Below are 25,850 nucleotides of genomic sequence, written 5' to 3' on the forward strand. Positions count from 1 at the left end.
CGCGGAGCGTGGGAACAATCATCGATGAGACTGCGCCCACCAAATCCCAGGCACAAAAAAAGCGACCCTAAGGTCGCTCTCTTTGTCGTTACGAGGAGTTCAAGGGCCTCGTAACTCAATATGGCGCAGCGGACGGGACTCGAACCCGCGACCCCCGGCGTGACAGGCCGGTATTCTAACCGACTGAACTACCGCTGCGCGTAACACTTGAAACGAATGGTGGGTGATGACGGGATCGAACCGCCGACATTCTGCTTGTAAGGCAGACGCTCTCCCAGCTGAGCTAATCACCCTTCGCTTCGGTGTGGCGCGCATTCTACGGAGCGATCAAAAAGCTGGCAAGCACTTTTTGAAATAAATTTTATAATCCTTCCAAAGGCTTACATCAGGGTTGGCCGCAGGGTCACAGCAGCGAATAATGCCCCCCTTTGTATAAAGGAGAGATGTACCCCATGTGGTTCAAAAACCTGCTTGTCTATCGCCTGACCCAGGACCTGCCATTTGACGCCGAGGCGCTGGAAACCGCGTTGGCGACCAAGCCTGCACGTGCCTGTGCCAGCCAGGAGTTGACCACTTACGGTTTCATCGCCCCGTTCGGCAAGGGCGAAGACGCGCCACTGGTGCACGTCAGCGGCGATTTCATGCTGATCTCGGCGCGCAAGGAAGAACGTATCCTGCCCGGCAGCGTGGTCAACGATGCATTGAAAGAGAAAGTCGAAGAGATCGAGACCGAGCAGATGCGCAAGGTCTACAAGAAGGAACGCGATCAGCTCAAGGATGAAATCATCCAGGCCTTCCTGCCCCGCGCTTTTATCCGTCGCTCGGCGACCTTCGCTGCCATCGCCCCCAAGCAAGGCGTGATTCTGGTCAACGCTTCCAGCCCGAAGCGCGCCGAAGACCTGCTATCGACCCTGCGTGAAGTAGTGGGCTCGCTGCCCGTCCGCCCCGTCACCGTCAAAACAGCGCCAACCGCCGTGATGACCGAATGGGTCAAGACCGGCGAAACCGCCGAGCACTTCTTTGTGCTGGACGAGTGCGAACTGCGCGACACCCACGAAGACGGCGGCGTTGTGAAGTGCAAACGTCAGGACCTGACCAGCGACGAAATCCAGTTGCACCTGAGCACCGGCAAAGTCGTCACTCAGCTGTCGCTGGCGTGGCAGGACAAGCTGTCATTCGTGCTGGACGACAAGCTCGGCATCAAACGCCTGAAGTTCGAAGACCTGCTGCAGGATGAAGCCGAGCAGAACGGCGGCGACGATGCGCTGGGTCAGCAGGACGCCAGCTTCACCCTGATGATGCTGACGTTCGGCGAGTTCCTGCCGCAACTGATGGAGGCACTGGGCGGCGAAGAGATTCCACAGGGGATCTGATTTCACTGCCTGCGTAGGGGCCGGCGTGCTGGCTCCCATCAAGGATGACCCTGCCGCAGATGTATCTGGCGACGGATGAATGTGGGAGTGAGCTTGCTCGCGAAAAGGCAGGGACATCCGCTGGATCTTTATTGGCTGACAGGCCGTCTTCGTGAGCAAGCTCACTCCCACAGGGACTGCGTCTGCCGCGCGACACCGGGAAGCCGGAACAACAGGGAATCGCCTGCAGTTTCCGGCTCCACTTCATACTCATAAGAAAGGAGCAGGCTATGCGCGCCCTGGCTGCGTTGAGTCGTTTTGTCGGTAATACCTTCGCGTACTGGGTGCTGTTGTTCGCCGTGCTGGCGTTCCTGTTCCCGTCCTGGTTCATCGGCCTCAAGTCGTACATCGTGCCGTTGCTCGGACTGGTGATGTTCGGCATGGGCCTGACCCTCAAGCTTGATGATTTTTCTGAAGTCGTGCGCCATCCCTGGCGCGTGGCTCTGGGGGTGGTCGCGCATTTCGTGATCATGCCCGGCGTGGCCTGGCTGCTTTGCCAGTTGTTTCACCTGCCGCCGGAAATCGCCGTGGGCGTGATTCTGGTCGGCTGCTGCCCGAGCGGCACGTCGTCCAACGTCATGACCTGGCTGGCGAAAGGTGACCTGGCGCTGTCGGTGGCCATCGCCGCCGTCACCACCCTCCTCGCCCCGCTGCTGACCCCGGCGCTGATCTGGCTGCTGGCCTCGGCGTGGCTGCCGGTGTCCTTCATGGAAATGTTCTGGTCGATCCTGCAGCTGGTGATGCTGCCGATCGTGCTCGGCGTCGTCGCTCAGCGCCTGCTGGGCGCCAAGGTGAGTTTTGCCGTCGACGTGCTGCCGCTGGTGTCGGTGGTGAGTATCGTGATGATCGTCTGTGCGGTGGTGGCTGCGAGTCAGGCGAAGATTGCGGAGTCGGGCCTGTTGATCATGGCCGTGGTGATCCTGCACAACAGCTTCGGCTTTCTGCTGGGTTATTTCACCGGCAAGCTGTTCAAACTGCCGTTGGCTCAGCGCAAGTCGCTGTCCCTGGAAGTCGGCATGCAGAACTCAGGCCTCGGCGCCGCCCTGGCCGCCGCGCACTTTTCGCCACTGGCGGCGGTGCCAAGCGCGCTGTTCAGCGTGTGGCACAACATCTCCGGCGCGCTGCTTTCGACGTACTTCCGGAAGATGACGCCGGATGCGGTGGTTGCGGAAGAGAAGCCGATTGTAGGTTGATCGGTTTGGCTTAAGTAAGAGACTCCCGATCGGTCACATGTCGTACAGCTAATGCGGCCCCTGTGGGAGCGAGCTTGCTCGCGAAGACGATATTCCTACCGCTGAAAGTTTAGCGGATCTACCGACCTCTTCGTGAGCAAGCTCACTCCCACAGGTGCTCTGTAGCAGCTCAACCAGCAGTCTCCCACAAGGTATTCCGACAGCTCAAAACATCGGCTTCCGGCTAACGCACCGCCCCCGCAACTGCGCCACCCGCTCACGCACCAGCGCCGGTTGCGATTGCTCACCCGTCAACGCTGGCCCGGCCACCAGGGTCACTCGCGACCACAGCCTGCGAAACACACCCTTGTTCGGGTCGCGGCTGAAAAAGCTGCCCCACAACCCCTGCAATGCAAGCGGAATCACCGGCACGTCGGTTTCCTGCAAGACCCGGGTCATGCCGCTTTTAAATGTGTCGATCTCGCCGTCGGTGGTCAGTTTTCCTTCCGGGAAGATGCACACCAGCTCGCCTTCCTTGAGGTAATGAGCGATGCGTTCAAACGCTCTGTCGAACACCGCCTTGTCCTCCTTGATGCCGGCAATCGGGATAGCACCCGCCGTGCGGAACACAAAATTCAGCACCGGCAGATTGAAGATCTTGTAGTACATGACGAAGCGGATCGGCCGGCGCACAGAACCTGCAATCAACAGCGCATCGACGAACGAGACATGGTTGCAGACCAGCAACGCCGCGCCTTCGTCGGGGATCAGGTCGAGATCACGATGCTCCACGCGGTACATGGAATGGCTGAGCAGCCAGATCATGAAGCGCATGGTGAACTCGGGCACGATCTTGAAGATGTAGGTGTTGACCGCGATGTTCATCAGCGACACCACAAGGAACAGCTGCGGGATCGACAGCTTCACCACACTCAACAGCACGATCGAGACAATCGCCGAGACCACCATGAACAACGCGTTGAGGATGTTGTTGGAGGCAATGACCCGCGAGCGCTCCTTCTCCGGCGTTCGCGATTGAATCAGCGCGTACAGCGGCACGATGTAAAAGCCGCCGAACACGCCAATGCCGAGGATGTCCAGCAACACCCACCACGCCTGCCCGTACCCCAGAATCGCCAGCCAGTTGTTGGCCTGTACGTTCTGCGGGAAATCACCGGAATGCCACCAGAGCAACAAGCCGAAAACCGTCAGACCCATGGAGCCGAACGGCACCAGGCCAATTTCAACTTTGCGCCCGGACAGGCGCTCACAGAGCATCGAACCGGCGGCGATGCCGATGGAGAACACGGTCAGAATCAGGGTAACGACGGTTTCATCGCCGTACAGAAAGTCCTTGGCGTAGGCCGGGATCTGCGTCAGGTAAATCGCCCCGACGAACCAGAACCACGAGTTGCCGACGATGGAACGCGACACCGCTTTGGTCTGCCCCAAGCCGAGTTTCAGGGTGGCCCAGGATTCGCTGAAGATGTTCCAGTTCAGGCGCATGTCCGGCGAAGCGGCGGCCGCCGGCGGAATGCCCCGGCTGGCGAGATAACCCAGGCACGCCACCGAAACCATCGCTGCGGCCACGATGGGCGCGTAGTGAGTCGCCGACATCATCACCCCGGCGCCGATGGTGCCAGCGAGGATCGCCAGAAACGTGCCCATTTCCACCAGACCGTTGCCGCCCACCAGTTCGTTCTCATGCAGGTGCTGCGGCAGGATCGAATACTTCACCGGCCCGAACAGTGCGGAGTGAGTGCCCATGGCGAACAGCGCGGCCAGCATCAGCGACAGGTGATTGAAGAGAAAGCCCGTGGCCCCCACGACCATGATCACGATCTCCAGAACCTTGATCATGCGGATCAGCTTGTCCTTGGGGTACTTCTCGCCGAACTGCCCGGCCAGCGCCGAGAACAGAAAGAACGGCAGGATGAACAGCAAGGCGCAGAGGTTGACGTAGATGGACCGGTCCCCGTCGATGCTCAGCTTGTAGAGAATGGCGAGGATCAGCGACTGCTTGAAGATGTTGTCGTTAAACGCCCCGAGGGACTGGGTCACGAAAAACGGCAGAAAACGCCGCTTACCCAACAAACTGAACTGCGACTGACTCATCTTCCCTGGTCCTGAGTGGCGCCGGTGCCGGCTTTCGGATGGGAACGCCGAACGGCGGTTCCGGGCCACATTGAAGACGACACCGGCGGCAAAGTCGAGCACCTGCTCGAACGCATAGCCCGTTAGAGCGTGGGAGCGTTATCTAGCGTAAGCCCGCGATGCACGGCGAAACGAACAGCTCGCCTTTATAGGCCCCGCTCACGGTGCGCTTCATGATCACCAGCCACAGGACAGTCAGTGCGGCGACCAGCACGCTGCCGAGCACCGCGAAGAACCCGAGATGAAGCAGCGCGCCCAGCTTCAGGGTGGTCAGCGCGAACACGCCCAGCGGAAAGGTGAAACCCCACCAGCCCAGATTGAACGGGATGCCGTTGCGCAGGTAACGCGCAGTAATCAGCAGCGCCATCAGGCACCACCACACGCCGACACCCCACAAGATCACGCCGCCAATCAGGCCAAGGCCCGAGGCGATCTCGCCGACGCCGGGCAAACCATTGGCGTTCAAGATCAGCGGAGAGTCTGCGCCCAGCACGATCAGGCCGAATGCCCCGGTGCTGATCGGGCCCAGCGCCAGCCAGCTCGAAGCAGCCATGCTTTCGTGGGGCAATTTGTGCAGGGCCATGCGCAGCAACAGGATGGTCAGAATGCTGAACGCCACCGGCACCGACATCGCCCACAGCACGTAACTGGTGATGAGCACGCCGAACTGGCTGTGGCTTTCAGCCAGATGTGGCGCCAGCAGTCCGCCGCTCACCGCTGCTACTTCGCAGGCCACCAGCGGCAAGAGCCAGACGGCGGTCATCTGGTCGATGCGGTGTTCCTGGCGGGTGAACATCAAAAACGGGATGAGCACGCCGCAGGCCAGGGACATCGCCACGTCCAGCCACCACAACAGTTCGCCAAGCGGCAACACGGCGTCGCCCCAGCGAGGCAGGCCGAAAGTCAGCAACCCGTTAATGAGCGTCGCCAGGCCCATGGGAATCGTGCCGAAAAACATCGACACCGTGGAATGCCCGAACACCCGCCGCGCCTCGTCGAAAAACATCACCCAGCGGGCGATGTAGAGGGCGCTGAAGGTCAGGAACAGCACGATGTTGAGCATCCACAAGGCTTCGGCCAGCTGGAACACACCGGGGATGGTCACCGGAAGCTGCACCAGCACAGCCGACAGAATGCCGGTGCCCATGGTCGCGGCGAACCAGTTGGGGGTGAATTGGCGGATGACTTCCCGGGAATGAATCAGTTGGCTGAAGGGTCTTTGCGGGAAGAACATGGCGTGGGTCATGGCGGGCTCCTGTCCTCGTGTGAGGTGGTCCCCATAGTAGGACGGCAGCTGATATCGACTAAGCGGGTAATTTAGCTATGGGTCATAGATTTCCCAGATATATAGGTGCCGACTGAAAACATAGGCGTCAGAGCACCCTCGACACTGACTGCACGCGCTGCTTTTAGTGGGACCGGCTTTAGCCGGGAAAGGGCCGGTGCAAACGCTCAAGATGCGCCGCTCAGACCATGGTCGAAACAGACGAACCCCACGCGGCGTGCGAGACTATCCGGCCGGCGAGGGATCGCCACCGAAACCGCTCGCCGCTTGTCTCTGGAGTTCCCATGTCGCTGTCCAGCGGGTTGATCGCTGCGGTCGCCCTGGCCTATATGGCCATCATGTTCGCCATCGCCTTTTACGGTGACCGTCGCAGCAAACCGCTGCCGCCGCGCCTGCGCGCCTGGGTGTACAGCCTGTCGCTGGCGGTGTACTGCACCAGTTGGACGTTTTTCGGCTCGGTCGGTCAGGCCGCCGAGCAACTGTGGTCGTTTCTGCCGATCTACCTCGGGCCGATCCTGCTGTTGCTGCTGGCGCCCTGGGTGCTGCAGAAAATGGTGCTGATCAGCAAGCAGGAAAACATCACGTCCATCGCCGACTTCATCGCCGCCCGCTACGGCAAGTCGCAGACCCTCGCCGTCGTCGTCGCGCTGATCTGCCTGATCGGCGTGCTGCCCTACATCGCGCTGCAGCTCAAAGGCATCGTGCTGGGAGTAAACATCTTGATTGGTGCCGGCGCCGACGCCACCGGGACCCGCGCCCAGGACACCGCGCTGATCGTCTCGCTGGTGCTGGCGCTGTTCACCATCGTCTTCGGCACCCGCAACCTCGACGCCACCGAACACCACCGCGGCATGGTCCTGGCGATCGCCTTCGAGTCGCTGGTCAAGCTGTTCGCCTTCATGGCCGTCGGGGCGTTCGTGACCTTTGGGCTGTACGACGGCGTGGACGACCTGTTCAACCAGGCCATGCTCGCACCGCGCCTGGAGGAATACTGGAGGGAAACGGTCAACTGGCCGTCGATGGTGGTGCAGACCGGTGTCGCCATGATGGCGATCATCTGCCTGCCCCGGCAATTTCACGTCACCGTGGTGGAGAACATCGAGCCTCAGGATCTGCGCCTGGCCAAATGGGTGTTCCCGGCGTATCTGGTGCTGGCGGCGGTGTTCGTGGTGCCGATTGCGCTGGCCGGGCAGATGCTGCTGCCCGCCTCGGTGCTGCCGGACTCGTTCGTGATCAGCGTGCCGTTGGCCCACGCCCACCCGGCGCTGGCGATGCTAGCGTTCATCGGCGGCGCCTCGGCGGCCACCGGCATGGTGATCGTCGCCAGCGTCGCGCTGTCGACCATGGTTTCCAACGACATGCTGCTGCCGTGGCTGCTGCGGCGCAAAACCGCCGAGCGCCCGTTTGAAGTGTTCCGCCACTGGATGCTCTCGGTGCGCCGGGTCAGCATCGTCGTCATTCTGTTGCTCGCCTACGTCAGCTATCGGCTGCTGGGATCGACCGCCAGCCTGGCGACCATCGGCCAGATCGCCTTCGCCGCCATCACGCAGTTGATGCCGGCGATGATTGGCGCGCTGTACTGGAAGCCGGCCAATCGGCGCGGGGTGTTTGCCGGGCTTGCGGCAGGGGTGTTCATCTGGTTTTACACGCTGGTGCTGCCGATCATTGCCCACAGCATGGGCTGGTCGCTAAGCAGTTTTCCGCTGCTGGCGTGGCTGCACAGCAACCCCTTCAATCTGCCGATCAGCCCGCTGACCCAGGGTGTGGTCCTGTCGATGCTGGGCAACCTGGCGCTGTTTGTGTGGGTCTCGCTGCTGTCGCGAACGCGGGTGTCCGAACACTGGCAGGCGGGGCGTTTCATCGGTCAGGAATTGCAGCCGCGGCCTAACAATCGCTCGCTGCTGGCAGTGCAGATCGAAGACTTGCTCAAGCTCTCGGCGCGTTTTGTGGGCGAAGAGCGAGCGCAACAAAGCTTCATCCGCTTCGCCTACCGACAGGGCAAAGGCTTCAACCCCAACCAGAACGCCACCGGCGAGTGGATCGCCCACACTGAACGCTTGCTGGCGGGGGTGCTGGGCACGTCGTCGACACGGGCGGTGGTCAAGGCGGCGATCGAAGGCCGCGACATGCAGCTCGAAGATGTGGTGCGCATCGCCGACGAAGCCTCCGAAGTGCTGCAGTTCAATCGCGCGCTGTTGCAAGGCGCCATCGAGAACATCACCCAGGGCATCAGTGTGGTGGACCAGTCCCTGCGGCTGGTGGCCTGGAACGCACGCTATCTGGAGCTGTTCAGCTACCCGGAAGGCTTGATCAGCGTGGGCCGGCCCATCGCTGACATCATCCGCTACAACGCCGAGCGCGGCCTGCTCGGGCCCGGCGAGGCCGAGGTGCACGTTGCCCGACGCCTGCACTGGATGCGTCAGGGCCGCGCGCACACCTCCGAGCGATTGTTTCCCAATGGGCAGGTGATTGAGCTGATCGGCAATCCGATGCCCGGCGGCGGCTTCGTCATGAGCTTCACCGACATTACGGCCTTCCGCGAGGCCGAGCATGCGCTCAAGGGCGCCAATGAAAGCCTCGAACAGCGCGTGGCCGAGCGTACGCGGGAGCTGTCGCAGCTGAACACGGCGCTGAGCGAAGCCAAGGCCCATGCCGAAGCCGCCAATCAGTCGAAAACGCGGTTTCTCGCCGCGGTCAGTCACGACCTGATGCAGCCCATGAACGCTGCGCGTTTGTTCTCCGCCGCCTTGCTGCACAACGACGACAACGTGCCGGCGGAAGCGAAGCAGCTGATCCAGCACCTGGACAGCTCCCTGCGTTCGGCCGAAGACCTGATCAGCGACTTGCTGGATATTTCGCGCCTGGAGAGCGGCAAGTTCACGCCGACCATCACGCCGTTCGCGCTGAACAATCTGTTTGAAACCCTCGGCGCCGAATTCAAGGCGCTGGCCCAGGAGCAGGGTCTGGACTTCCGTGTGCGCGCCAGCAATTTACGCGTGGCCAGCGACGCCAAGCTGCTGCGGCGGGTGTTGCAGAACTTCCTGACCAATGCGTTCCGTTACGCTAAGGGGCCGATTCTGCTGGGGGTGCGGCGCAGACACGGGCAGCTGAGCCTGGAAGTCTGGGACCGTGGCCCGGGCATTCCAGAGGACAAGCGGCAGGTAATTTTCGAGGAGTTCAAGCGGCTGGACAGCCATCAGACCCGCGCCGAGAAAGGGCTGGGATTGGGCCTGGCGATCGCCGATGGTCTGTGCCGCGTGCTCGGTCATTCGCTGGAAGTGCGTTCATGGCCGGGCCGGGGCAGCGTGTTCAGCGTTACGGTACCGCTGGCGCCCGCCTTGCCGACGCCGGCCGCTGCGCCGAGCGAGCCTTTGCGGGCCGTGCTGAACGGCACGCAGATTCTGTGCGTCGACAACGAAGACAGCATCCTGATCGGCATGAACAGCCTGCTCAGCCGCTGGGGCTGTCAGGTCTGGACGGCGCGCAATCGCGAGGAATGCCAGGCCCTGCTCAACAACGGCATTCGCCCGCACCTGGCGTTGGTGGATTACCACTTGGACCACGGCGAAATCGGCACCGAACTGATGGCCTGGCTGCGTACGCAACTGGGTGAGCCCGTCCCCGGGGTGGTCATCAGCGCCGACGGCCGCCCGGAGCTAATCGCCCAGGTGCATGCCGCCGGCCTGGAATACCTGGCCAAACCGGTGAAGCCGGCAGCCCTGCGAGCGTTGTTGAGTCGGCATGTGCGGCTGGGTTGAGGCTGGCTGGTCTCGTCAAGATGGGAACGATGATCCACTGTAGGCGTGAGCTTGCTCGCGATCGGCTGCGCAGCAGTCGTGAAACCGGTAATGCCTGACACACCGCATGCACCGGTTTGCTGCCGCTGCGCGCCAGATCGCGAGCAAGCTCACTCCTACAGTTTTTGCAGCGTCCAGAGAATTCGTCAGCAACACCCAGGCTGATCGTGCATGAATGGCTTCGCCCCAGACCACAAATCGTGCCTGACCGTGCGCAGATTCCGCGCCAGACGACGATCGATGTAGGAGTGAGCTTGCTCGCGATCGGATGCGCAGCAGTCGTGAAACTGACGCCCTGGCAATGCCTGACAAACCGCATTCACAGTCTGCTGCCGCTGCGCGCCAGATCGCGAGCAAGCTCACTCCTACAGTTTTCTTCCGCATTGCCCGAAGCATTCGCCGCAGGCTTGGACGGCCCTACCCAACCTTCCTGAACACAAACATCAACCCCACCACGATCAACACCATCCCCAGCAAACTCATCATCCCGAGGCGGTTGCCGTAGATCAGGTAGTCCATGATCGCGGTGACGCCGGGCACCAGGTAAAACAGGCTGGTGACGTTGACCAGGTTGCCCTGGGCGATCAGGCGATACAGCAGAAACGTCGCCAGCACCGACACCACCAGCCCCATATACAGCACCGGCACGTAGAAGCCGATGCTGTGCTCGAAATGAAAAGGCTGAAACGGCACGAAGACGGCACACACCGCCGTCCCCGCAAGGTACTGCACCGGCAACGTGCCGAGGGGGTTGTCGGTAATGCGTTTCTGCATGATCGAGCCGCCGGTCATGCTCAACATGCCAAGCACGCCGAACGCCATGCCGGCCAGCGACCCACCGTCGCCGATGCCTTGCCAGACCACCAGCACCAGGCCGACCAGCCCCATACTCAGGCCAAACAGGCGTGACACCGAGCGGCTGCGTTCGACCAGCACGGCCGTGAGAATCGGTTGCACGCCCATGATCGTGGCCATGACGCCGGGCGCGACCTTCATGTCCAGCGCCAGCAGGTAGCAGATCTGATACGCGCCCAGCAGCACAGCGCCCGTCAGCAACGCGAAGCCCATCGAGGCGCGGGTGGCGGGAAGCTTGTAACCCAATGCAGGGATCAGGATCGCCAGCGCAACAAGCGCCAGCAGGAAACGAAACAGCAGAAACGCAAAAGGTGAAGCGTGGGTCAGGCCCCACTTGGAAACAATTGCGCCACTGCTCCATAGCAGGACGAACAGCGTCGTCGTGGCTACCGAGGCCAAGGCTTTATTAGCGAACATGAGTCACCTGTGATTCAGACAAAATCGGACCCGGCACGAACCGGATTCACGGATGTTTTGCGGGCGTGTGCAGGCCTGGACCGACAGCGTTGAGGCAGTCGATCAGCCGAGCACAATGACCCCTGGCGGTGCAACGGCGCACACGACAGGACTGTTCACAGGTGGGGGTGGCGGGTAGTGCGTGATGACGGCGATTTGCATGCAGCTGCACGGTTCCGCAACAGCGTAAGCCGTGGCGGATAAAGCGAACCGTTTGCTGGATGCAGGCATCGTGCTCATCTTCTGGAAGGAGTGATTCGGTGTTGCCAAGTGTTACGGCAACGAGACTGACTATAACCAGCGATCGGTGCCTCGTGCAATGCCATAGCGCGACGTCGTGAATGGCCCTGATGCGCTACCACCAAGGGAGCCCTACCAAGACAGCTTCAGCTCAACGCCGAGGTAGTTGCTGTCGTGCCCGCCGGCATCGCGCACTGACTGGCCGACATCATAGTGAACCGCCTCGATCGCGCCGCTCAGATTGCCGGTGAACGCGTAGTCCGTGCGCACCTGTCCATACGCGCCGGTCCAGCGACTGCCCTGCCCCGCCGTCCCCGCCACCGCAATGTTGGGCTGCACGTAAACGGCATCTTCGGTCGTTTCCCGCCATTGCAGGCCGAGCGCCGTCTGAATGCTCAGCTTGGCGATGGGCTTGATGGTAATCGACGGTTTGACGTGCAGGATGTTGGCGTAACCGGTATAGCCGCCCAGCGAAAAGTAATAGCCATTGGGGAACAGCGGATTGAAGGTGCCCAGCGTGCCATCGCCGTTGTTTCGGTCGCCCGAGGCCGCGTCCAGTTGCAGGCCCAACCGCGGCGTCCAACTAATGTCGGCAAACGTGTAGCCCACGCGACTGCCCGCTGCCCAGGCACGAATGCTTTTGGCGCCGACCGAGCCGGTCTGCCCCATCGCTTCCAGGTCCCAGTCGTAGCCATCGGCAGCGCCGCCCAATCGAGCGTCGAAGATGTTCCGGTGCTCTGCGCCGCTGGCGTCCAGATAGTTGGCGTCGTCGCGTTCATACAGGCCGACGTACGCCGAGAGCTCGTTACTGCCGCCGACCAGGCGCTCGGCGCGGAGCATGTGGAAGCGAAATTCATGGTTCGAGCGATCGTCGAAGTGGCGCTCGTCCTGATACTGCACCGGTCGACTGGCGATCGCGATGAAGCGCCACAAGCCGGTCTCCCAGTCCGCCCACAACGCATCGAACGACTGGCGCACGTTGGGCCCGTCGCGGGAAGAAATAAAGCGCTGCAGGTCGAACGCGAAATCCTGCCGCCCGACCCGCGCCTTGAACGTGTTGTCGCCCAGCTTTTTGGTGTACTCCAGAAACGCCAGGCGCAGGTCGGTACGGTTCTGATCAGCGCCACCAATCGTGGTCTTGTCATAGGCGCGCACGTCCTCCAACTGCGTGAACACGCGCCAGTTCTCGTTGAAGTGCAGATCGGCGTGGACCTGAAAGCGCTGCAGCCGATACCTGTCGCGGGCCACATTGCGGGTGCCGAACGCGCTGGCGTCGTTCATCTCGAAGCGCTCACGCAAAGTGCTGCCCAGTGAGAGGTAGGTCTGAGGATTGTCGGCGGACAACGGGATGTACTTGAGACTGTCCAGCGGTGCGGTCCTGAGGGTCGGATTGGCGAGCACCGACCAATCCTCCTGCCAGCGATTGGTCTTGATCGTCGGCCTGGCTTCAGCGTCGGCAGCACGGGCCGGGCTGCTGACCATCGGCAACGCCACGGCCAGGCACAGACCGCTCACACCTGCCGCGAATCGAGTACGCGCCATCGGTCAACCGGCCGCAGCGGTCTGATGAATTTCAGCAACGTAGCCACCTGGAAACTCAACGACTGCTGCCGTGCGCCCCTCGCTCGTGAACGGCTCGACGAGCACGTTCACGCCCGCTGCTTTGGCCTTGCCCAAGGTGTCCTGCAAATTAGCGACTTCGTAGCCGGTGTTGTCGTGGCCGAACGGATACGGCAGATGGCCGTCGGTGGCCAGCACGACCATTTTGCCAAACGGCGACTCGATGCGAATGCGGTGGAACGTAGCATCAGCGCGGCCGATTTCGATGCCCGGTGCTTTCTGCTCGTCACTGACGACTTTGCCGTGGGAGAACGCGACAAACGCTTTCACGAAAGCCGCAGCGCGGTCATTGGAGACGTAGACGCGGTTCTCCGGAATGGTCTGGAACGGCGCGTAATTCGGCACTTTGGTGTGCCAGTAAAGCTGCATGTTCACGCCACCCGGCCACTGCACGACGGCGTCGCGACCGATCGGGTCCGGGAAATCGGAGACGATCACGTCGGCGCCGGCCTGACGGGCCTCTTTAATCGCAACGTCCATGTCCTTGACCAGATACCCGTTGCGCTCATCGCCAAACGGACGCGGGATCGGGGTCTTGAAACCGAACAGCGAAACCGTGCCGACCGGGGTCTGAATCAGTTGGGACGTGGTGCTGCTTGGCACCGGCAACACGTTGACCACCACCTGCGGCGTGCTCTGTCCGCCAAACGTGGCGGTAAAACTCTGAACGAAGCGGTCCACGTCTGCGGGGGCCACGTACACATGGGTGGTGTCGTATTGCGGCGCAACGGCCACAGCGGCGGACTGGGCAAAGGCAACGGTGGGTGCAACCACGGCCGCCATCGGACCGGCCAAGAACAGCGTGGCGGAAAGCATCAGGAATCTGGCGCGCATGAACAACGTCTCCGGGGGAAAAGGGCTGGACGCAGGGTCCGCCGACTGGCCCGAGGAGGATTGAATAGACGTGCTATTTGCCGGTTATGCCCTGGCGCCAGGCATAAAAAACGCCGCTGCACAGGGTGCAACGGCGCTTGATAAAGCCATTCGTTCATCCGAACAGCCAGTAGCCCAGCAGCGTCAGCACGAGCACGGCCAGCACCGGACGCAAGATGCGATAGGCCTTGGGGTTGGCGCGTTTGAACTGCTTGACCTTGCCGCTGAAGCTGTTGCTGAACCGCTTACTGAACGCATAAGCCTGATTGATCCCGCCGACGCGCTCGTCATCGGTGTTCTGCGGCGCGGTGGCACGGCCGAGAAACGCGCTGACGCGGCGGTTGACGGCGGTCATGAAGCGGTTGCTCAGCGGCCGCTCGATGTCGCAGAACAGAATCACCCGGGTGACGTCGGTTTCGTTCTTGACCCAGTGCACGTAGGTTTCGTCGAACATCACGTCGTCACCGTCGCGCCAGGCATACACCTGACCGTCGACGAAGATGCGGCAATCGTCGGAGTTCGGCGTGGACAGGCCCAAGTGATAACGCAAGGAGCCGGCAAACGGATCGCGGTGCGGGTTCAAGTGACTGCCACCGGGCAACAGGGCGAACATCGCGCCTTTGACATTGGGAATACGGCTGACCAGTTCGACGGTCTTGGGGCACAACGCCTCGGCCGATGGCAGCGGTTTGTCATACCACTTCAGGTAAAAACGCTTCCAGCCTTTCTTGAAGAACGACCCGAAACCCGCGTCGTTGTCCTTGGCGGCGGCACGGATATAGCCTTCGTCGAACAGGTGCATGGCCTCGTCGCGGATGGTTTCCCAGTTATCACGCAGCACATCGAGTTCGGGAAACTTGCTGCGGTCCAGGTACGGCTTGGACGGCACGCTGGAGAACAGGTACATCAAGGCGTTATAGGGGGCGAACAGTGCGGAGTGATTCACGAACTGGCGCAATACCGGCAAACGCGCCTTGCCGCGCAGATGCACGTACAGCGTGCTGCCGACAAACAGCAGCAGAATCGCCGCTTTGACAGCAAAAGAAAGGGTCATGAAACTCTCCTTGGAACAGGGCCGAACGGCGCGGCCCGAAGCTTACGCTGCTGAAACCGCTGCCGGATGACCTGGGACAATCTTCCGGCGGGTTTCGAATGGCGGCCATCATAAGCTTTAGTCCGCCGGGTAAAAAGCCGAAGCGGCCGCGGACACGACTATTGGGTCAGCTCGCGTTCAGTAAACAGGTCGCTGAAGAGCATGCTCGACAGGTAGCGTTCACCCGAATCCGGCAGCACTACCACAATGGTCTTGCCCTGCATTTCCGGCTTCTCGGCCAGTCGCACCGCGGCGTGCATGGCCGCGCCGCAAGAAATACCGCAGAGAATCCCCTCCTCCTGCATCAGACGCAGGGCCATGGCCTTGGCCTCTTCATCACTGACCAGTTCGACGCGGTCGACAATCGAGAGATCGAGGTTTTTCGGGATGAAGCCCGCGCCAATGCCCTGAATCTTGTGGGGGCTGGGTTTGATCTCTTCACCGGCCATCGCCTGGGTGATGATCGGCGAGCCCATGGGTTCTACCGCCACCGAAATGATCGGCTTGCCCATGGCGTGCTTGATGTAGCGCGAGACGCCGGTGATCGTGCCGCCGGTGCCGACGCCCGCGACCAGCACGTCGATGGCGCCGTCGGTGTCGTTCCAGATTTCCGGCCCAGTGGTCTTCTCGTGAATGGCCGGGTTGGCCGGGTTCTCGAACTGCGCCGGCATGAAGTACGTGTCGGGATCACTGGCAAGCAGCTCCTCGGCTTTGGCGATGGAGCCTTTCATACCCAGCGCAGGCTCGGTCAGGACCAGTTCGGCACCCAGGGCCTTGAGCACCTTGCGCCGCTCTATACTCATGGAGGCCGGCATGGTCAGGGTCAGTTTGTAACCACGGGCTGCGGCGACAAATGCCAGGCCGATGCCGGTATTGCCTGACGTGGGTTCGACGATGGTCATGCCGGGCTTGAGTCTGCCGCTGCTTTCGGCGTCCCAGATCATGTTCGCGCCGATCCGGCACTTGACGGAATACCCGGGATTACGCCCCTCGATCTTGGCCAGGATGGTGACCCCGCGCGGCGCGATTCGATTGATCTGCACCAGTGGCGTGTTGCCGATGGAATGGGCGTTATCTGCGTAAATACGGCTCATGACCGGGTCCTTGTGCAGGTTTGGAAAAGCTCAAAGCCTATGCCTTGAGCCGGTGCAACGTCCAGTCGAAGCGAACCGATCACATCGCCAGCAGTCAACAAAACTACGTGACTGGAGGGTGGAAACATGAAACGTCGTTACAGCTGGCCGTTATGGACAATTGTTGGCCTGGTGGTGCTGCTCATCGCGGTGCATATCGCGCTGCCGTACGTGGTGCGCAATTATCTCAATGACAAGCTGGCAGACATGGGCGACTACCGCGGCCAGGTTACCGACGTGGACCTGGCCCTGTGGCGCGGGGCGTACCGGATCAACGGTCTGAAAATCGTCAAGGTCGACGGCAAGGTCCCGGTGCCGCTGCTGGATGCACCGGTCATCGACCTCGCGGTCAGCTGGCATTCGCTCTGGTACGACCATGCCGTGGTCGCCGAGGTCGCGTTCGTCAGCCCCGAACTCAACTTCGTCGACGGTGGCCCGGACAAGCGCCAGTCCCAGACCGGTGCCGGCACTGACTGGCGCGCTCAGCTGGACAAGCTGCTGCCGATCACCCTCAACGAGCTGCGCATTCAGGACGGCAAGATCACCTTCAGCAATTTCAACTCGACGCCGAAAGTGAAAATCGATGCCGATAATATCAACGCCAGCATCTATAACCTGACCAACGTCGAAGACAAGGCCGGCAAGCGTGATGCCCGTTTCGAGGGCAAGGCCATGCTGCTGGGCCACGCGCCACTGGAAAGCACCGCAACCTTCGACCCGTTCAGCCTGGAGGACTTTGACTTCAAGCTGAGGGCGACCGGTATCCAGCTCAAACGCCTGAACGACTTCGCCTCGGCGTACGGCAAATTCGACTTCAACGCGGGCGACGGCGATGTGGTCGTCGAAGCGCAGGCCACCAATGGCCAGCTCAGCGGCTACATAAAGCCTCTGCTGCGTAATGTCGATGTATTCGACTGGCAACAGGACGTCGAGAATCAGGACAAAGGCTTCTTCCGCTCGATCTGGGAAGCCGTGGTCGGCGGCGGCGAAACGGTCCTCAAGAATCAAGGCAAGAACCAGTTCGCAACCCGCGTCGAACTTAGCGGCAGTGTTCACAAACAGGACATCAATGCGTTCGAGGCGTTTTTGCAGATCCTGCGCAATGCCTTCGTGAAGGCGTTCAACACGCGCTATGACAGTGGCAAGAGCGAGGCGAAGTAAACACAGCGGTTCGATTGGCGCATCCTGTAGGAGTGAGCTTGCTCGCGAAGCGCTTAGTCAGCGATGACTTTCATCGCTGACACGCTTCTCTCGCGAGTCAGTTCACTCGCCCTCTTCGCGTGCCCCCTCGCCGCCGCCGCCTTTCTTCTCAACGCTGCTCCCTTTGTCAGCTCCGTACGGTGCACGCTTCTCGGCCACCATCACGCCGTTCTCGGGCTGATTCTGCAACGCATCCCATCCCAGACACGCCAGCGCCAAGGTGCGCGGTGCGGCCTCGCTGCCGTTGGTGTAGCGGGTGATGCTGCGCGTGCTGACCCCCAGTGCCTCGGCCGCCAAGGCCAGCGGCAATCCGGTGCGCGCGCGCCAGCCGATGAAAATCCGCGTGTTTTCGTCGGTAGCGACCTGCGCCTTGGCGTCCAGGTAAAGGGTGTCGGCGCCGATCTGGATGTCGGGCCCCGCCCACTCGACGGTCCAGCCGTCGTCGCCGATCTGAGCCTGCTTGAACACGTTCGGATCCTTCAGCGGTTGCAGCCCCGGAAATGCAGCGATGTCGCCGCTCAGGTCGAGGACGTATTTCACGTCGTTGATAAATGTCAGCGCCAATTGTTGATGAGCCAACGCCTCTACGGTTTTGAGGCGTGGACGTTTCATGGATGCCATCGTTTCCATTCCTCCAGCAATTCTGTTTGGTGGGTCCTTACCCATTCGAGCGCCTCCCTGAGGACGGCGGCCGGGGCGTGGCCGAGCATGGGTTCAACCAACTGCAGACAGATCAACACATCCAGCCCGCCACCGGTGAGGTGCACGTGGGGCGGCAGGTGATCCTTTTCCCGCAGTTGAATCCTGTATTTGTCCCTGAATCTGTATTTGGTCGACATGCGCAGGAAGGTATCGCTATTTTGGCGATACCTCAACGGTGGTTACAATTTTCTCCCCGGTCAGACCGTGACGCTCCATTCAGATACTGAATAAAGCGTCTGCGTTCACAGTCGCGCGGGGTGCGCGGTATAGTCGCTGCATTCTTTGCGCCCTATCTTGCGCGGTTCAGGCCACAGGCCTGTTCGCGCTGTTCGAGGATTTTCCCCATGAAATTCGAAGGCACCCACGCCTACGTCGCCACCGACGATCTGAAGCTTGCGGTCAATGCCGCCATCACCCTGGAGCGCCCGCTGCTGGTCAAGGGCGAGCCCGGAACCGGCAAGACCATGCTCGCCGAGCAACTGGCCGAGTCCTTCGGCGCGCGGCTGATCACCTGGCACATCAAATCGACCACCAAGGCCCATCAGGGCCTCTATGAGTACGACGCGGTCAGCCGTCTGCGCGACTCGCAGCTGGGCGTCGACAAAGTCCACGACGTGCGCAACTACCTGAAGAAGGGCAAGCTCTGGGAAGCCTTTGAATCCGAAGAGCGGGTGATTCTGTTGATCGACGAAATCGACAAGGCAGACATCGAGTTCCCCAACGACTTGCTGCAAGAACTCGACAAAATGGAGTTCTACGTTTACGAGATCGACGAAACGATCAAGGCCAAAAAGCGCCCGATCATCATCATTACGTCCAACAACGAAAAAGAGCTGCCGGACGCTTTTCTGCGCCGCTGCTTCTTTCACTACATCGCGTTTCCCGATCGCAGCACCCTGCAGAAGATCGTCGACGTGCATTACCCGGACATCAAAAAGGACCTGGTCAGCGAGGCGCTGGACGTGTTCTTCGACGTGCGCAAAGTCCCGGGCCTGAAGAAAAAACCATCGACCTCCGAGCTGGTGGACTGGCTCAAATTGCTGATGGCCGACAACATCGGCGAAGCGGTACTGCGCGAGCGCGACCCCACCAAAGCCATCCCGCCGCTGGCCGGTGCGCTGGTCAAGAACGAGCAGGACGTGCACCTGCTTGAGCGCTTGGCGTTCATGAGCCGTCGCGGCAATCGCTGAGCCTTTTTGGTCAAGCTTAATTAGATCAAGCGCGGGACGCCGACTATGTTGCTCAACCTGTTCAACGAAATGCGTGCGGCCAAAGTGCCGGTTTCGTTGCGTGAACTGCTCGACCTCATCAACGCGCTGAAGCAGCGCGTGACGTTCGCTGACATGGACGAGTTCTATTACCTGTCGCGCACGATTCTGGTGAAGGACGAGCGCCATTTCGACAAGTTCGACCGGGCGTTCGGCGCTTACTTCAATGGCCTGGAAAAGCTCGACGATCACCTGCAGGCACTGATCCCCGAAGACTGGCTGCGCAAGGAGTTCGAGCGCTCGCTGACCGCTGAAGAGCGCGCGCAGATCCAGTCCCTGGGTGGCCTGGACAAGCTGATCGAAGAATTCAAGAAGCGTCTGGAAGAGCAAAAGGAGCGCCACGCCGGCGGCAACAAATGGATCGGCACCGGCGGCACCAGCCCGTTCGGCTCAGGCGGTTATAACCCCGAAGGGATTCGAGTAGGCGACGCCGGCCAGCGTCAGGGCAAGGCAGCGAAGGTTTGGGATCAACGCGAGTACAAGAACCTCGACGACGGGGTTGAACTGGGCACGCGCAACATCAAAGTGGCCCTGCGGCGCCTGCGCAAGTTCGCGCGCCAGGGTGCGGCGGACGAGCTGGACATTGATGGCACGATCGACCACACCGCCCGCGACGCCGGCCTGCTGAACATCCAGATGCGCCCGGAACGCCGCAACACCATCAAACTGTTGCTGTTGTTCGACATCGGCGGCTCGATGGACGCGCACGTGAAGATCTGCGAAGAACTGTTTTCAGCCTGCAAGACCGAGTTCAAGCACATGGAGTATTTCTACTTCCATAACTTCGTCTACGAATCGGTGTGGAAGAACAACCAGCGCCGCACCTCCGAGCGCACCGCCACTCAGGACCTGCTGCACAAATACGGCGCTGACTACAAAGTGATCTTCATCGGCGACGCTGCCATGGCGCCGTACGAAATCACCCAACCGGGCGGCAGCGTCGAGCACTGGAACGAAGAAGCGGGCTACGTCTGGATGCAGCGGTTCATGGCCAAGTTCAAGAAAATCATCTGGATCAACCCGTACCCCAAAGACGCCTGGGCCTACACCACCTCCACCAACATCGTGCGCGACTTGATCGAAGATCAGATGTACCCGCTGACATTGCGCGGGCTGGAGGAAGGGATGCGGTATTTGGCGAAGTGAGGTTTTAGTACCAAGGTCATAACGACTTCGCTAATTTTCCCTGTGTACGAGCTTGCTTGCGAGTGGGGACCGCCTGAGCCATCAACTTCGCCTGACCCAGTGCATTCGCCAGCAAGCTGACTCCCACAGGTTCAGTGCATGACGCCGATATTCCGGCAAACGCAGCTCCATCGTGGGAGCGAGCTTGCTCGCGAATGGGGACCGCCTGAGCCATCAACTTCGCCTGACCCAGCGCATTCGCCAGCAAGCTGACTCCCACAGGTTCAGTGCATGACGCCGATATTCCGGCAAACGCAGCTCCATCGTGGGAGCGAGCTTGCTCGCGAGTGGGGACCGCCTGAGCCATCAACTTTGCCTGACCCAGTGCATTCGCCAGCAAGCTGACTCCCACAGGTTCAGTGCATGACGCCGATATTCCGGCAAACGCAGCTCCATCGTGGGAGCGAGCTTGCTTGCGAATGGGGACCGCCTGAGCCATCAACTTCGCCTGACCCAGCGCATTCGCCAGCAAGCTGACTCCCACAGGTTCAGTGCATGACGCCGATATTCCGGCAAACGCAGCTCCATCGTGGGAGCGAGCTTGCTTGCGAATGGGGACCGCCTGAGCCATCAACTTCGCCTGACCCAGCGCATTCGCCAGCAAGCTGACTCCCACAGGTTCAGTGCATGACGCCGATATTCCGGCAAACGCAGCTCCATCGTGGGAGCGAGCTTGCTCGCGAAGAGGTCAGTACATTCACTGAATCTTTAGCGACTGAAATGCCGCTTTCGTGAGCAAGGTGGAGCGCCACCCCGGTCACTCCCACACGGACGGTGATTGCCGCATGGTGGCGCGGCGCCTGGACAACTGAAACCTCCTAAAGAAGACCGCTGACAAGCTTCAAAAACCGCACCTGCTCCCGATGTGCAACGTCCTGCACGACGGCTTTCATCCGCACCACACTCCCCGGCAGCTTTTGCGCCAGCCGGGCCAGTGACATCGGCGTCAGTGCGCCGAGTCTTGGGTAGCCGCCGATGGTCTGGCGGTCGTTGAGCAGGATGATCGGCTGGCCATCCGGCGGGACCTGAATCGCGCCGAGCGGGATGCCTTCCGAGATCATCGGCTTGCCCCGGTAAGCCAGCTCCGGCCCGAGCAGGCGCATGCCCATGCGGTCGGCGCGGCTGTCGAGGGTCCAGTCGCTGTTGAACGCATCGAATAAGCTCAAGCCGCTGAACTGGCCGATCTGTGCACCCAGCACCACGTCCAGCGGACGCTGATCGGAAACGTCGGGAATAAGATGATCGGGCAGCGCGTGAAGCTCAAACGACGCCCCTGAATAAGTCAGTTGATCGCCTTCAACCAAAGCTTTGCCGCTTCCTTCGAGCCCACCCAGCCCTTCTCGTGCGACGGTGGCACAACTTCCAAGCACATCGACCGCCGCGAATCCGCCGGGCGCAGCAAGATACGCGCGGGCACCAGTGATGGGCCGGGTAAAGCGTAGCTGCTGGCCTTTGCGCACGAAGAAGCTGCGCCACGGCGCAATCGGACGATCGTCGAGCACGGCGCCCAGATCCGCACCGGCCAGCGCCAGGCAGCAGTCGGATTCGGCCAGCAGCGTCAGACCGCCCAGCGTCACTTCGATAACGGCGGCGTTCAGAGCGTTATTCAGCAGCTTGTTGGCCCACGACATCGACACCCAATCCAGCGCCCCACCCTGGGTAACGCCGAGGTGCCTTACGCCGAACCGTCCAACGTCCTGCAACAGGCACAGCGGCGTACTGCTTTTGACCGTCAACGCGCTCATGCCAGGCCTTCCAGCGGCGTGTCGTCGCCGCCCAGACGAATGAATTCTGCGTGATCAACCGCGGCAAAGCGCACGGTATCGCCGGGCTGCATCAGGCTGTAGCCGTCGATTTCGCGATCAAAGAGCTTGGCCGGGGTGCGCCCGAGGATATTCCAACCGCCGGGCGACTCCAGCGGGTAGGCCGCCGTTTGCCGTTCGGCGATGCCGACACTTCCCGCCGCGACGCGCTTGCGGGGTGTCTTGATACGTGGCGCGGCGAGGACTTCTTCCACCAGCCCCATGAACGCAAACCCCGGTGCGAAGCCCAGGGCGAAAACCTGATACTCGCGCTGGCTGTGGCGGCGAATCACCTCGTCCACCGACAACCCGCTGCGCCTGGACAACAGGCTTAACTCGGGGCCAACGCTGAGGTCGTACCAGACCGGCAACACATGCTGCCGACCGCTTTGGGCGGCGTCGGGTGCGAGGTCGGTCAGCGCATCGGTAATGATTGCCCTGGCCTGTGTCGGACTTAGCGCCAACAGATCGTAATGCACCATCAGCGTGGTGTAGGACGGCACCAGATCAATCAAATGCGCAGCGAAACCCTCTCGCAGACGCGACGTCGCGGCCAGCATCCACGGCATATTGGCCTCGTCGATGGCGTCGAATAGACGGACCATCAGGCAGTCGATGGCGACGACTTCGATGCGCAGGTTCACAGGGCAGACGGTCCGGCGTCAGCGGCGTTCAACGCCTGACGAATGCGCTGGACCGCGTCGATGGAGCTGGCGTTGTCGCCATGCACGCACAAGGTGTGTGGTTGCAGTCGCAGCTCGCTGCCATCGCTGGCAATCAAGGCTTCGCCTCGAGACAAGGTCATGGCCTGGGCGATGATGACCTCTGCATCGTGATGCACCGCGCCGGGCAGGTTGCGCGAGACCAGCCGCCCCACGCTGTCGTAGGCGCGATCAGCGAAGGCTTCGAACCACAGCGTGACGCCGAACTCATCGGCAATGGCCTGCGCTGCCGAGTTGTCGCGCATGGCCAGCAGCATCAGCGGCAGTTCAGGGTTGTAACGGGCGATGGCTTCGATGACGGCGCGCAATTGGGTCGGGTTGGCCATCATGTCGTTGTACATCGCGCCGTGGGGCTTGACGTAGCTGACATGGCTGCCCTGGGCTCGGCAAACGCCGTCGAGCGCGCCGATCTGGTAATGCAGCAGGTCTTGAATCTCTTGCGGGGAACAAGCCATCGAGCGACGCCCGAAGCCCACCAGGTCCTGATACGCCGGGTGCGCGCCAATGGTGACGTTGTTGGCCAGAGCCAGCGCGACGGTCTTGCGCATGACGCTCGGGTCCCCGGCGTGGAAGCCGCAGGCGATGTTGGCGCAATCGATGTAGGGCATGACCTCGGCGTCCAGACCCATGGTCCAGGCGCCGTAGCTTTCGCCGATATCACAATTCAATAACAGGCGGCTCAAGGGCGTGACTCCTGTGCGAACGAAACGGGGAGAAGCTCGAGTGTACGCGCGGGTTCATCAGGTTGGCAGCGCGGCACACAGGGCTGTGCGGATGGGAGCATTCTTCGGCGCGAATGGCCGAAGCGTCCAACGAATAAAAGCGCGGGGGAGGATAAGAAAAAGTGAACGGTGCGGGGGATCCTTGCTGACCGGGATGGCCTCATCCCGGCTGAAGCCGGTCCTACAAAGTACGCACCATTGTAGGACCGGCTTTAGCCGGGAAGGCGTCGGCAGCATCGCCATCAACGAAAGGCAAGCCGGACAATCCGCCTCAGCGCCAGTCCCGGCCCACCGGCCGCACGTGGTGCCGACCGACGAATACCCAGTCGATGAACACCACAATGCTTTCGATGACCAGCGAAAACAGCAGCGCGCACAGCAGGCCCCAGCCGATGACTTCCGGCGACAACAACACCTGCCAGGTGTAGCCATTCCAGGTCTCGGTGCGGATCGCAGTGTCAGCGTCAGTCAGCACATGCCAGGCGCGGGCGTACCACGGGCGTTGCAACGCGAGCCATTCACGGTCGAGGGTCTGATTGCGGGTGAGCAGATTATTGATGTTGTCGGCGTCGGTGCGGAACACCGGGTCATCGCTGGTGCGGTAATGCTGGATCAGCGCTTGCACGTCGCCATTGAAGAACCGCAGGGCAGTCTCGTTGTAGCCGCGCAGGCTCTGCTGAGCTTCCAGCATGTGCGCTTCGACGCGCTTGGTGTAGTCGCTGATAAACCCCGGAATCTGCACGCCTATCAACAGGCCTGCCGTGAACAACACCAGTCGTATATAGCTGCGCAGCATAGATCCCTCTCTTTCAGGCCGAACCTTCGACGACGCATTCGCCGCGGCGCCAAAGACTCCAGTGACCTGGCTCGTAGCGGTTCCAGGTCTCGTTTTCGGTCAGTGGCTCGGTGGCGATCACCGTCACCACATCGTTGGGCGTGGTCTCCGCCTGGAAATCGACGATGACGTCGACGTCTTTGAGGCGCGCCGGCCCGAACGGGGCGCGGCGGGTGATGTGCACCAGCTTGGTCGAACAGTAGCAAAACAGCCAGTCGCCATCACTGAGCAGTGCATTGAACACGCCTTTGCTGCGGTATTCGCTGCAGGCCTCGACCAGTGTCGGCAGCAACTGCTCGATCTCGACCGGCTCGGGAAATGCTTCGCGCACCCGGTTGAGCAGGTCGCAGAACGCCGCTTCGCTGTCGGTATCGCCCACCGGCCGATAGAAAGTCGCGCCGGGATGGAAATCCGCGAGCTGACCGTTGTGGGCGAAACACCAGTTGCGCCCCCACAGTTCGCGGACGAAGGGATGGGTGTTGGACAGGCAGACCTTGCCGACGTTGGCCTGACGAATGTGGCCAATGACCACTTCGCTCTTGATCGGGTAACGCTGCACCAGTTGCGCGACTTCCGACTCGCTGCTCGCGGCAGGATCCTGAAACAGGCGCAGACCCCGGCCTTCGTAGAAACCGATGCCCCAGCCGTCGCGGTGCGGACCGGTGCGACCACCGCGCTGCATCAGCCCGGTGAAGCTGAACACGATGTCTGTCGGTACGTTGGCACTCATGCCCAGGAGTTCACACATGCTCAGGTCTCGGTGCGGTGAAGCACGCGTCTGGGAGAATGCCGGTCACCATCACAGTTTGGGTTCGACGCGATAGCGGCCGCTGGGTGCAGGCGCCGGCGTGGAAGCGGGAGACTGGCTGGCGAAGCGCCCTGCGGCTGGGTCTGCATAAGGCTCGTCGTGTTCCTTCTGCTCGGCGGCAGCTTGTGCAGCGGCGGCTTCGGCGTGGGCCAGACGGGCTTTTTCTTGCGCAGGAACGGCAAGCGGATCAAAGCGAAGATGACGTAGAGCCCCAGGGCGATGGCGCCATAGGTGGCGAGGTCGAGCACGGCGCGCCAGACGTTGTTGCCGACCTTGAGCGCCAGGTCCAGCACGCTGATCGCCAGCGCCGGGGCGTATTGGTCTTTGGCGGGATCAACGATCGTCGGGCAGAACAACAGCACGGCTCCGATCACGCGCAAGGGTTCGCGCAGGTAGCGCCACATCCAGCCGGTCAGCTTGAACCACACCAACAGACAGCCCAACGCGGCGAACGCGTAAAGGCCCCAGGCAATCAGATAGTCGTTGTCGGTCATGACGTCCGTGGTAAGGCAGGTA

The 25,850-nt window shown here is 61.4% G+C and carries 20 protein-coding genes, 2 tRNA genes and 1 pseudogene; 6 read left to right on the top strand and 17 right to left on the bottom strand.

Going from position 1 to position 25,850, the window contains the following annotated elements; translation table 11 throughout:
* Positions 1–121: 121 nt before the first annotated feature.
* Positions 122–198, bottom strand: a tRNA-Asp gene (locus JN403_RS23315).
* A gap of 19 nt (positions 199–217) precedes the next feature.
* Positions 218–293 (bottom strand) — tRNA-Val (locus JN403_RS23320).
* A gap of 159 nt (positions 294–452) precedes the next feature.
* Between JN403_RS23320 and rdgC the strand changes: the two genes are divergently transcribed.
* A complete protein-coding gene (rdgC, locus tag JN403_RS23325) occupies positions 453–1,373 on the top strand; it encodes a recombination-associated protein RdgC (protein WP_065986824.1) in 921 nt (306 codons plus the stop codon).
* Between the two features lie 269 nt (positions 1,374–1,642).
* A complete protein-coding gene (locus tag JN403_RS23330) occupies positions 1,643–2,605 on the top strand; it encodes a bile acid:sodium symporter family protein (protein ID WP_205484508.1) in 963 nt (320 codons plus the stop codon).
* A gap of 204 nt (positions 2,606–2,809) precedes the next feature.
* Here the strand turns inward: JN403_RS23330 and JN403_RS23335 are convergent, their stop codons facing one another.
* Together JN403_RS23335 and JN403_RS23340 are read right to left on the bottom strand one after the other, a co-directional pair.
* Positions 2,810–4,699, bottom strand: a complete 1,890-nt coding sequence (locus tag JN403_RS23335) for an MFS transporter (RefSeq protein WP_205484509.1) — start codon at positions 4,697–4,699, stop codon at positions 2,810–2,812.
* A 142-nt stretch (positions 4,700–4,841) separates the two neighbouring features.
* Entirely contained in the window at positions 4,842–5,984 is a 1,143-nt protein-coding gene (locus tag JN403_RS23340; RefSeq protein WP_205484511.1) for a TDT family transporter, read from the bottom strand.
* Between the two features lie 323 nt (positions 5,985–6,307).
* Between JN403_RS23340 and JN403_RS23345 the strand changes: the two genes are divergently transcribed.
* Positions 6,308–9,781: a hybrid sensor histidine kinase/response regulator gene (locus JN403_RS23345; protein WP_205484512.1), complete on the top strand. Its 3,474-nt coding sequence runs from the start codon at positions 6,308–6,310 to the stop codon at positions 9,779–9,781.
* A 456-nt stretch (positions 9,782–10,237) separates the two neighbouring features.
* Here the strand turns inward: JN403_RS23345 and JN403_RS23350 are convergent, their stop codons facing one another.
* The 5 genes from JN403_RS23350 to cysK all read right to left on the bottom strand — a co-directional run bounded on the left by JN403_RS23350 (position 10,238) and on the right by cysK (position 16,051).
* Positions 10,238–11,092 carry a DMT family transporter gene (locus JN403_RS23350; protein ID WP_205484513.1) on the bottom strand — a complete coding sequence of 285 codons (855 nt, stop codon included), beginning with the start codon at positions 11,090–11,092 and terminating at the stop codon, positions 10,238–10,240.
* Between the two features lie 411 nt (positions 11,093–11,503).
* A complete protein-coding gene (locus JN403_RS23355) occupies positions 11,504–12,853 on the bottom strand; it encodes an alginate export family protein (RefSeq protein ID WP_240357032.1) in 1,350 nt (449 codons plus the stop codon).
* 63 nt (positions 12,854–12,916) lie between these two features.
* Complete coding sequence (locus tag JN403_RS23360) at positions 12,917–13,774, bottom strand: glyoxalase (protein ID WP_240357033.1); 858 nt, start codon at positions 13,772–13,774, stop codon at positions 12,917–12,919.
* Between the two features lie 205 nt (positions 13,775–13,979).
* A complete protein-coding gene (locus JN403_RS23365; RefSeq protein WP_122537467.1) occupies positions 13,980–14,918 on the bottom strand; it encodes an aspartyl/asparaginyl beta-hydroxylase domain-containing protein in 939 nt (312 codons plus the stop codon).
* Positions 14,919–15,076: 158 nt separating this feature from the next.
* Positions 15,077–16,051: a cysteine synthase A gene (gene cysK, locus JN403_RS23370; RefSeq protein ID WP_172611117.1), complete on the bottom strand. Its 975-nt coding sequence runs from the start codon at positions 16,049–16,051 to the stop codon at positions 15,077–15,079.
* Between the two features lie 126 nt (positions 16,052–16,177).
* On the opposite strand from cysK, the gene JN403_RS23375 reads away from it, so the two are divergent.
* Positions 16,178–17,251, top strand: coding sequence for a DUF748 domain-containing protein (locus JN403_RS23375; RefSeq protein ID WP_205484516.1), 1,074 nt, complete (start codon positions 16,178–16,180; stop codon positions 17,249–17,251).
* A gap of 102 nt (positions 17,252–17,353) precedes the next feature.
* Here the strand turns inward: JN403_RS23375 and JN403_RS23380 are convergent, their stop codons facing one another.
* Positions 17,354–17,902 carry a DUF2442 domain-containing protein gene (locus tag JN403_RS23380; protein WP_205484517.1) on the bottom strand — a complete coding sequence of 183 codons (549 nt, stop codon included), beginning with the start codon at positions 17,900–17,902 and terminating at the stop codon, positions 17,354–17,356.
* Positions 17,899–18,129, bottom strand: coding sequence for a DUF4160 domain-containing protein (locus JN403_RS23385; RefSeq protein ID WP_205484518.1), 231 nt, complete (start codon positions 18,127–18,129; stop codon positions 17,899–17,901). Before JN403_RS23385 ends, JN403_RS23380 begins: the two co-directional genes overlap by 4 nt.
* Before the next feature lie 207 nt (positions 18,130–18,336).
* Between JN403_RS23385 and JN403_RS23390 the strand changes: the two genes are divergently transcribed.
* A complete protein-coding gene (locus tag JN403_RS23390) occupies positions 18,337–19,182 on the top strand; it encodes a MoxR family ATPase (protein WP_122537462.1) in 846 nt (281 codons plus the stop codon).
* A gap of 45 nt (positions 19,183–19,227) precedes the next feature.
* On the top strand, positions 19,228–20,406 hold the full coding sequence (locus JN403_RS23395) for a VWA domain-containing protein (RefSeq protein WP_122537461.1): 1,179 nt from the start codon (positions 19,228–19,230) through the stop codon (positions 20,404–20,406).
* Positions 20,407–21,263: 857 nt separating this feature from the next.
* Here the strand turns inward: JN403_RS23395 and JN403_RS23400 are convergent.
* The 6 genes and pseudogenes from JN403_RS23400 to JN403_RS23425 all read right to left on the bottom strand — a co-directional run bounded on the left by JN403_RS23400 (position 21,264) and on the right by JN403_RS23425 (position 25,828).
* Positions 21,264–22,190: a biotin-dependent carboxyltransferase family protein gene (locus JN403_RS23400; RefSeq protein ID WP_205484519.1), complete on the bottom strand. Its 927-nt coding sequence runs from the start codon at positions 22,188–22,190 to the stop codon at positions 21,264–21,266.
* The gene (locus JN403_RS23405; protein ID WP_205484520.1) at positions 22,187–22,891 is read right to left on the bottom strand and encodes an allophanate hydrolase subunit 1; all 705 of its coding nucleotides are present in this window, start codon (positions 22,889–22,891) and stop codon (positions 22,187–22,189) included. The genes JN403_RS23400 and JN403_RS23405 overlap by 4 nt, the downstream gene beginning before the upstream one ends.
* On the bottom strand, positions 22,888–23,652 hold the full coding sequence (locus JN403_RS23410) for a 5-oxoprolinase subunit PxpA (RefSeq protein ID WP_205484522.1): 765 nt from the start codon (positions 23,650–23,652) through the stop codon (positions 22,888–22,890). The genes JN403_RS23405 and JN403_RS23410 overlap by 4 nt, the downstream gene beginning before the upstream one ends.
* Before the next feature lie 310 nt (positions 23,653–23,962).
* On the bottom strand, positions 23,963–24,487 hold the full coding sequence (locus JN403_RS23415) for a DUF2937 family protein (RefSeq protein ID WP_205484524.1): 525 nt from the start codon (positions 24,485–24,487) through the stop codon (positions 23,963–23,965).
* Positions 24,488–24,500: 13 nt separating this feature from the next.
* Positions 24,501–25,274, bottom strand: coding sequence for a class II glutamine amidotransferase (locus tag JN403_RS23420; protein ID WP_205484527.1), 774 nt, complete (start codon positions 25,272–25,274; stop codon positions 24,501–24,503).
* A 51-nt stretch (positions 25,275–25,325) separates the two neighbouring features.
* A pseudogene (locus tag JN403_RS23425) lies at positions 25,326–25,828 on the bottom strand (MFS transporter).
* Positions 25,829–25,850 lie beyond the last annotated feature (22 nt).

This window comes from Pseudomonas sp. 15A4 (assembly GCF_016925575.1).
Lineage (GTDB): Bacteria > Pseudomonadota > Gammaproteobacteria > Pseudomonadales > Pseudomonadaceae > Aquipseudomonas.

Coding starts and splice junctions, on each gene's coding strand:
- rdgC (WP_065986824.1), top strand. CDS start 453: ATGTGGTTCAAAAACCTGCTTGTCTATCGCCTGACCCAGGACCTGCCA.
- JN403_RS23330 (WP_205484508.1), top strand. CDS start 1,643: ATGCGCGCCCTGGCTGCGTTGAGTCGTTTTGTCGGTAATACCTTCGCG.
- JN403_RS23335 (WP_205484509.1), bottom strand. CDS start 4,699: ATGAGTCAGTCGCAGTTCAGTTTGTTGGGTAAGCGGCGTTTTCTGCCG.
- JN403_RS23340 (WP_205484511.1), bottom strand. CDS start 5,984: ATGACCCACGCCATGTTCTTCCCGCAAAGACCCTTCAGCCAACTGATT.
- JN403_RS23345 (WP_205484512.1), top strand. CDS start 6,308: ATGTCGCTGTCCAGCGGGTTGATCGCTGCGGTCGCCCTGGCCTATATG.
- JN403_RS23350 (WP_205484513.1), bottom strand. CDS start 11,092: ATGTTCGCTAATAAAGCCTTGGCCTCGGTAGCCACGACGACGCTGTTC.
- JN403_RS23355 (WP_240357032.1), bottom strand. CDS start 12,853: ATGGTCAGCAGCCCGGCCCGTGCTGCCGACGCTGAAGCCAGGCCGACG.
- JN403_RS23360 (WP_240357033.1), bottom strand. CDS start 13,774: ATGGCGGCCGTGGTTGCACCCACCGTTGCCTTTGCCCAGTCCGCCGCT.
- JN403_RS23365 (WP_122537467.1), bottom strand. CDS start 14,918: ATGACCCTTTCTTTTGCTGTCAAAGCGGCGATTCTGCTGCTGTTTGTC.
- cysK (WP_172611117.1), bottom strand. CDS start 16,051: ATGAGCCGTATTTACGCAGATAACGCCCATTCCATCGGCAACACGCCA.
- JN403_RS23375 (WP_205484516.1), top strand. CDS start 16,178: ATGAAACGTCGTTACAGCTGGCCGTTATGGACAATTGTTGGCCTGGTG.
- JN403_RS23380 (WP_205484517.1), bottom strand. CDS start 17,902: ATGAAACGTCCACGCCTCAAAACCGTAGAGGCGTTGGCTCATCAACAA.
- JN403_RS23385 (WP_205484518.1), bottom strand. CDS start 18,129: ATGTCGACCAAATACAGATTCAGGGACAAATACAGGATTCAACTGCGG.
- JN403_RS23390 (WP_122537462.1), top strand. CDS start 18,337: ATGAAATTCGAAGGCACCCACGCCTACGTCGCCACCGACGATCTGAAG.
- JN403_RS23395 (WP_122537461.1), top strand. CDS start 19,228: ATGTTGCTCAACCTGTTCAACGAAATGCGTGCGGCCAAAGTGCCGGTT.
- JN403_RS23400 (WP_205484519.1), bottom strand. CDS start 22,190: ATGAGCGCGTTGACGGTCAAAAGCAGTACGCCGCTGTGCCTGTTGCAG.
- JN403_RS23415 (WP_205484524.1), bottom strand. CDS start 24,487: ATGCTGCGCAGCTATATACGACTGGTGTTGTTCACGGCAGGCCTGTTG.
- JN403_RS23420 (WP_205484527.1), bottom strand. CDS start 25,274: ATGTGTGAACTCCTGGGCATGAGTGCCAACGTACCGACAGACATCGTG.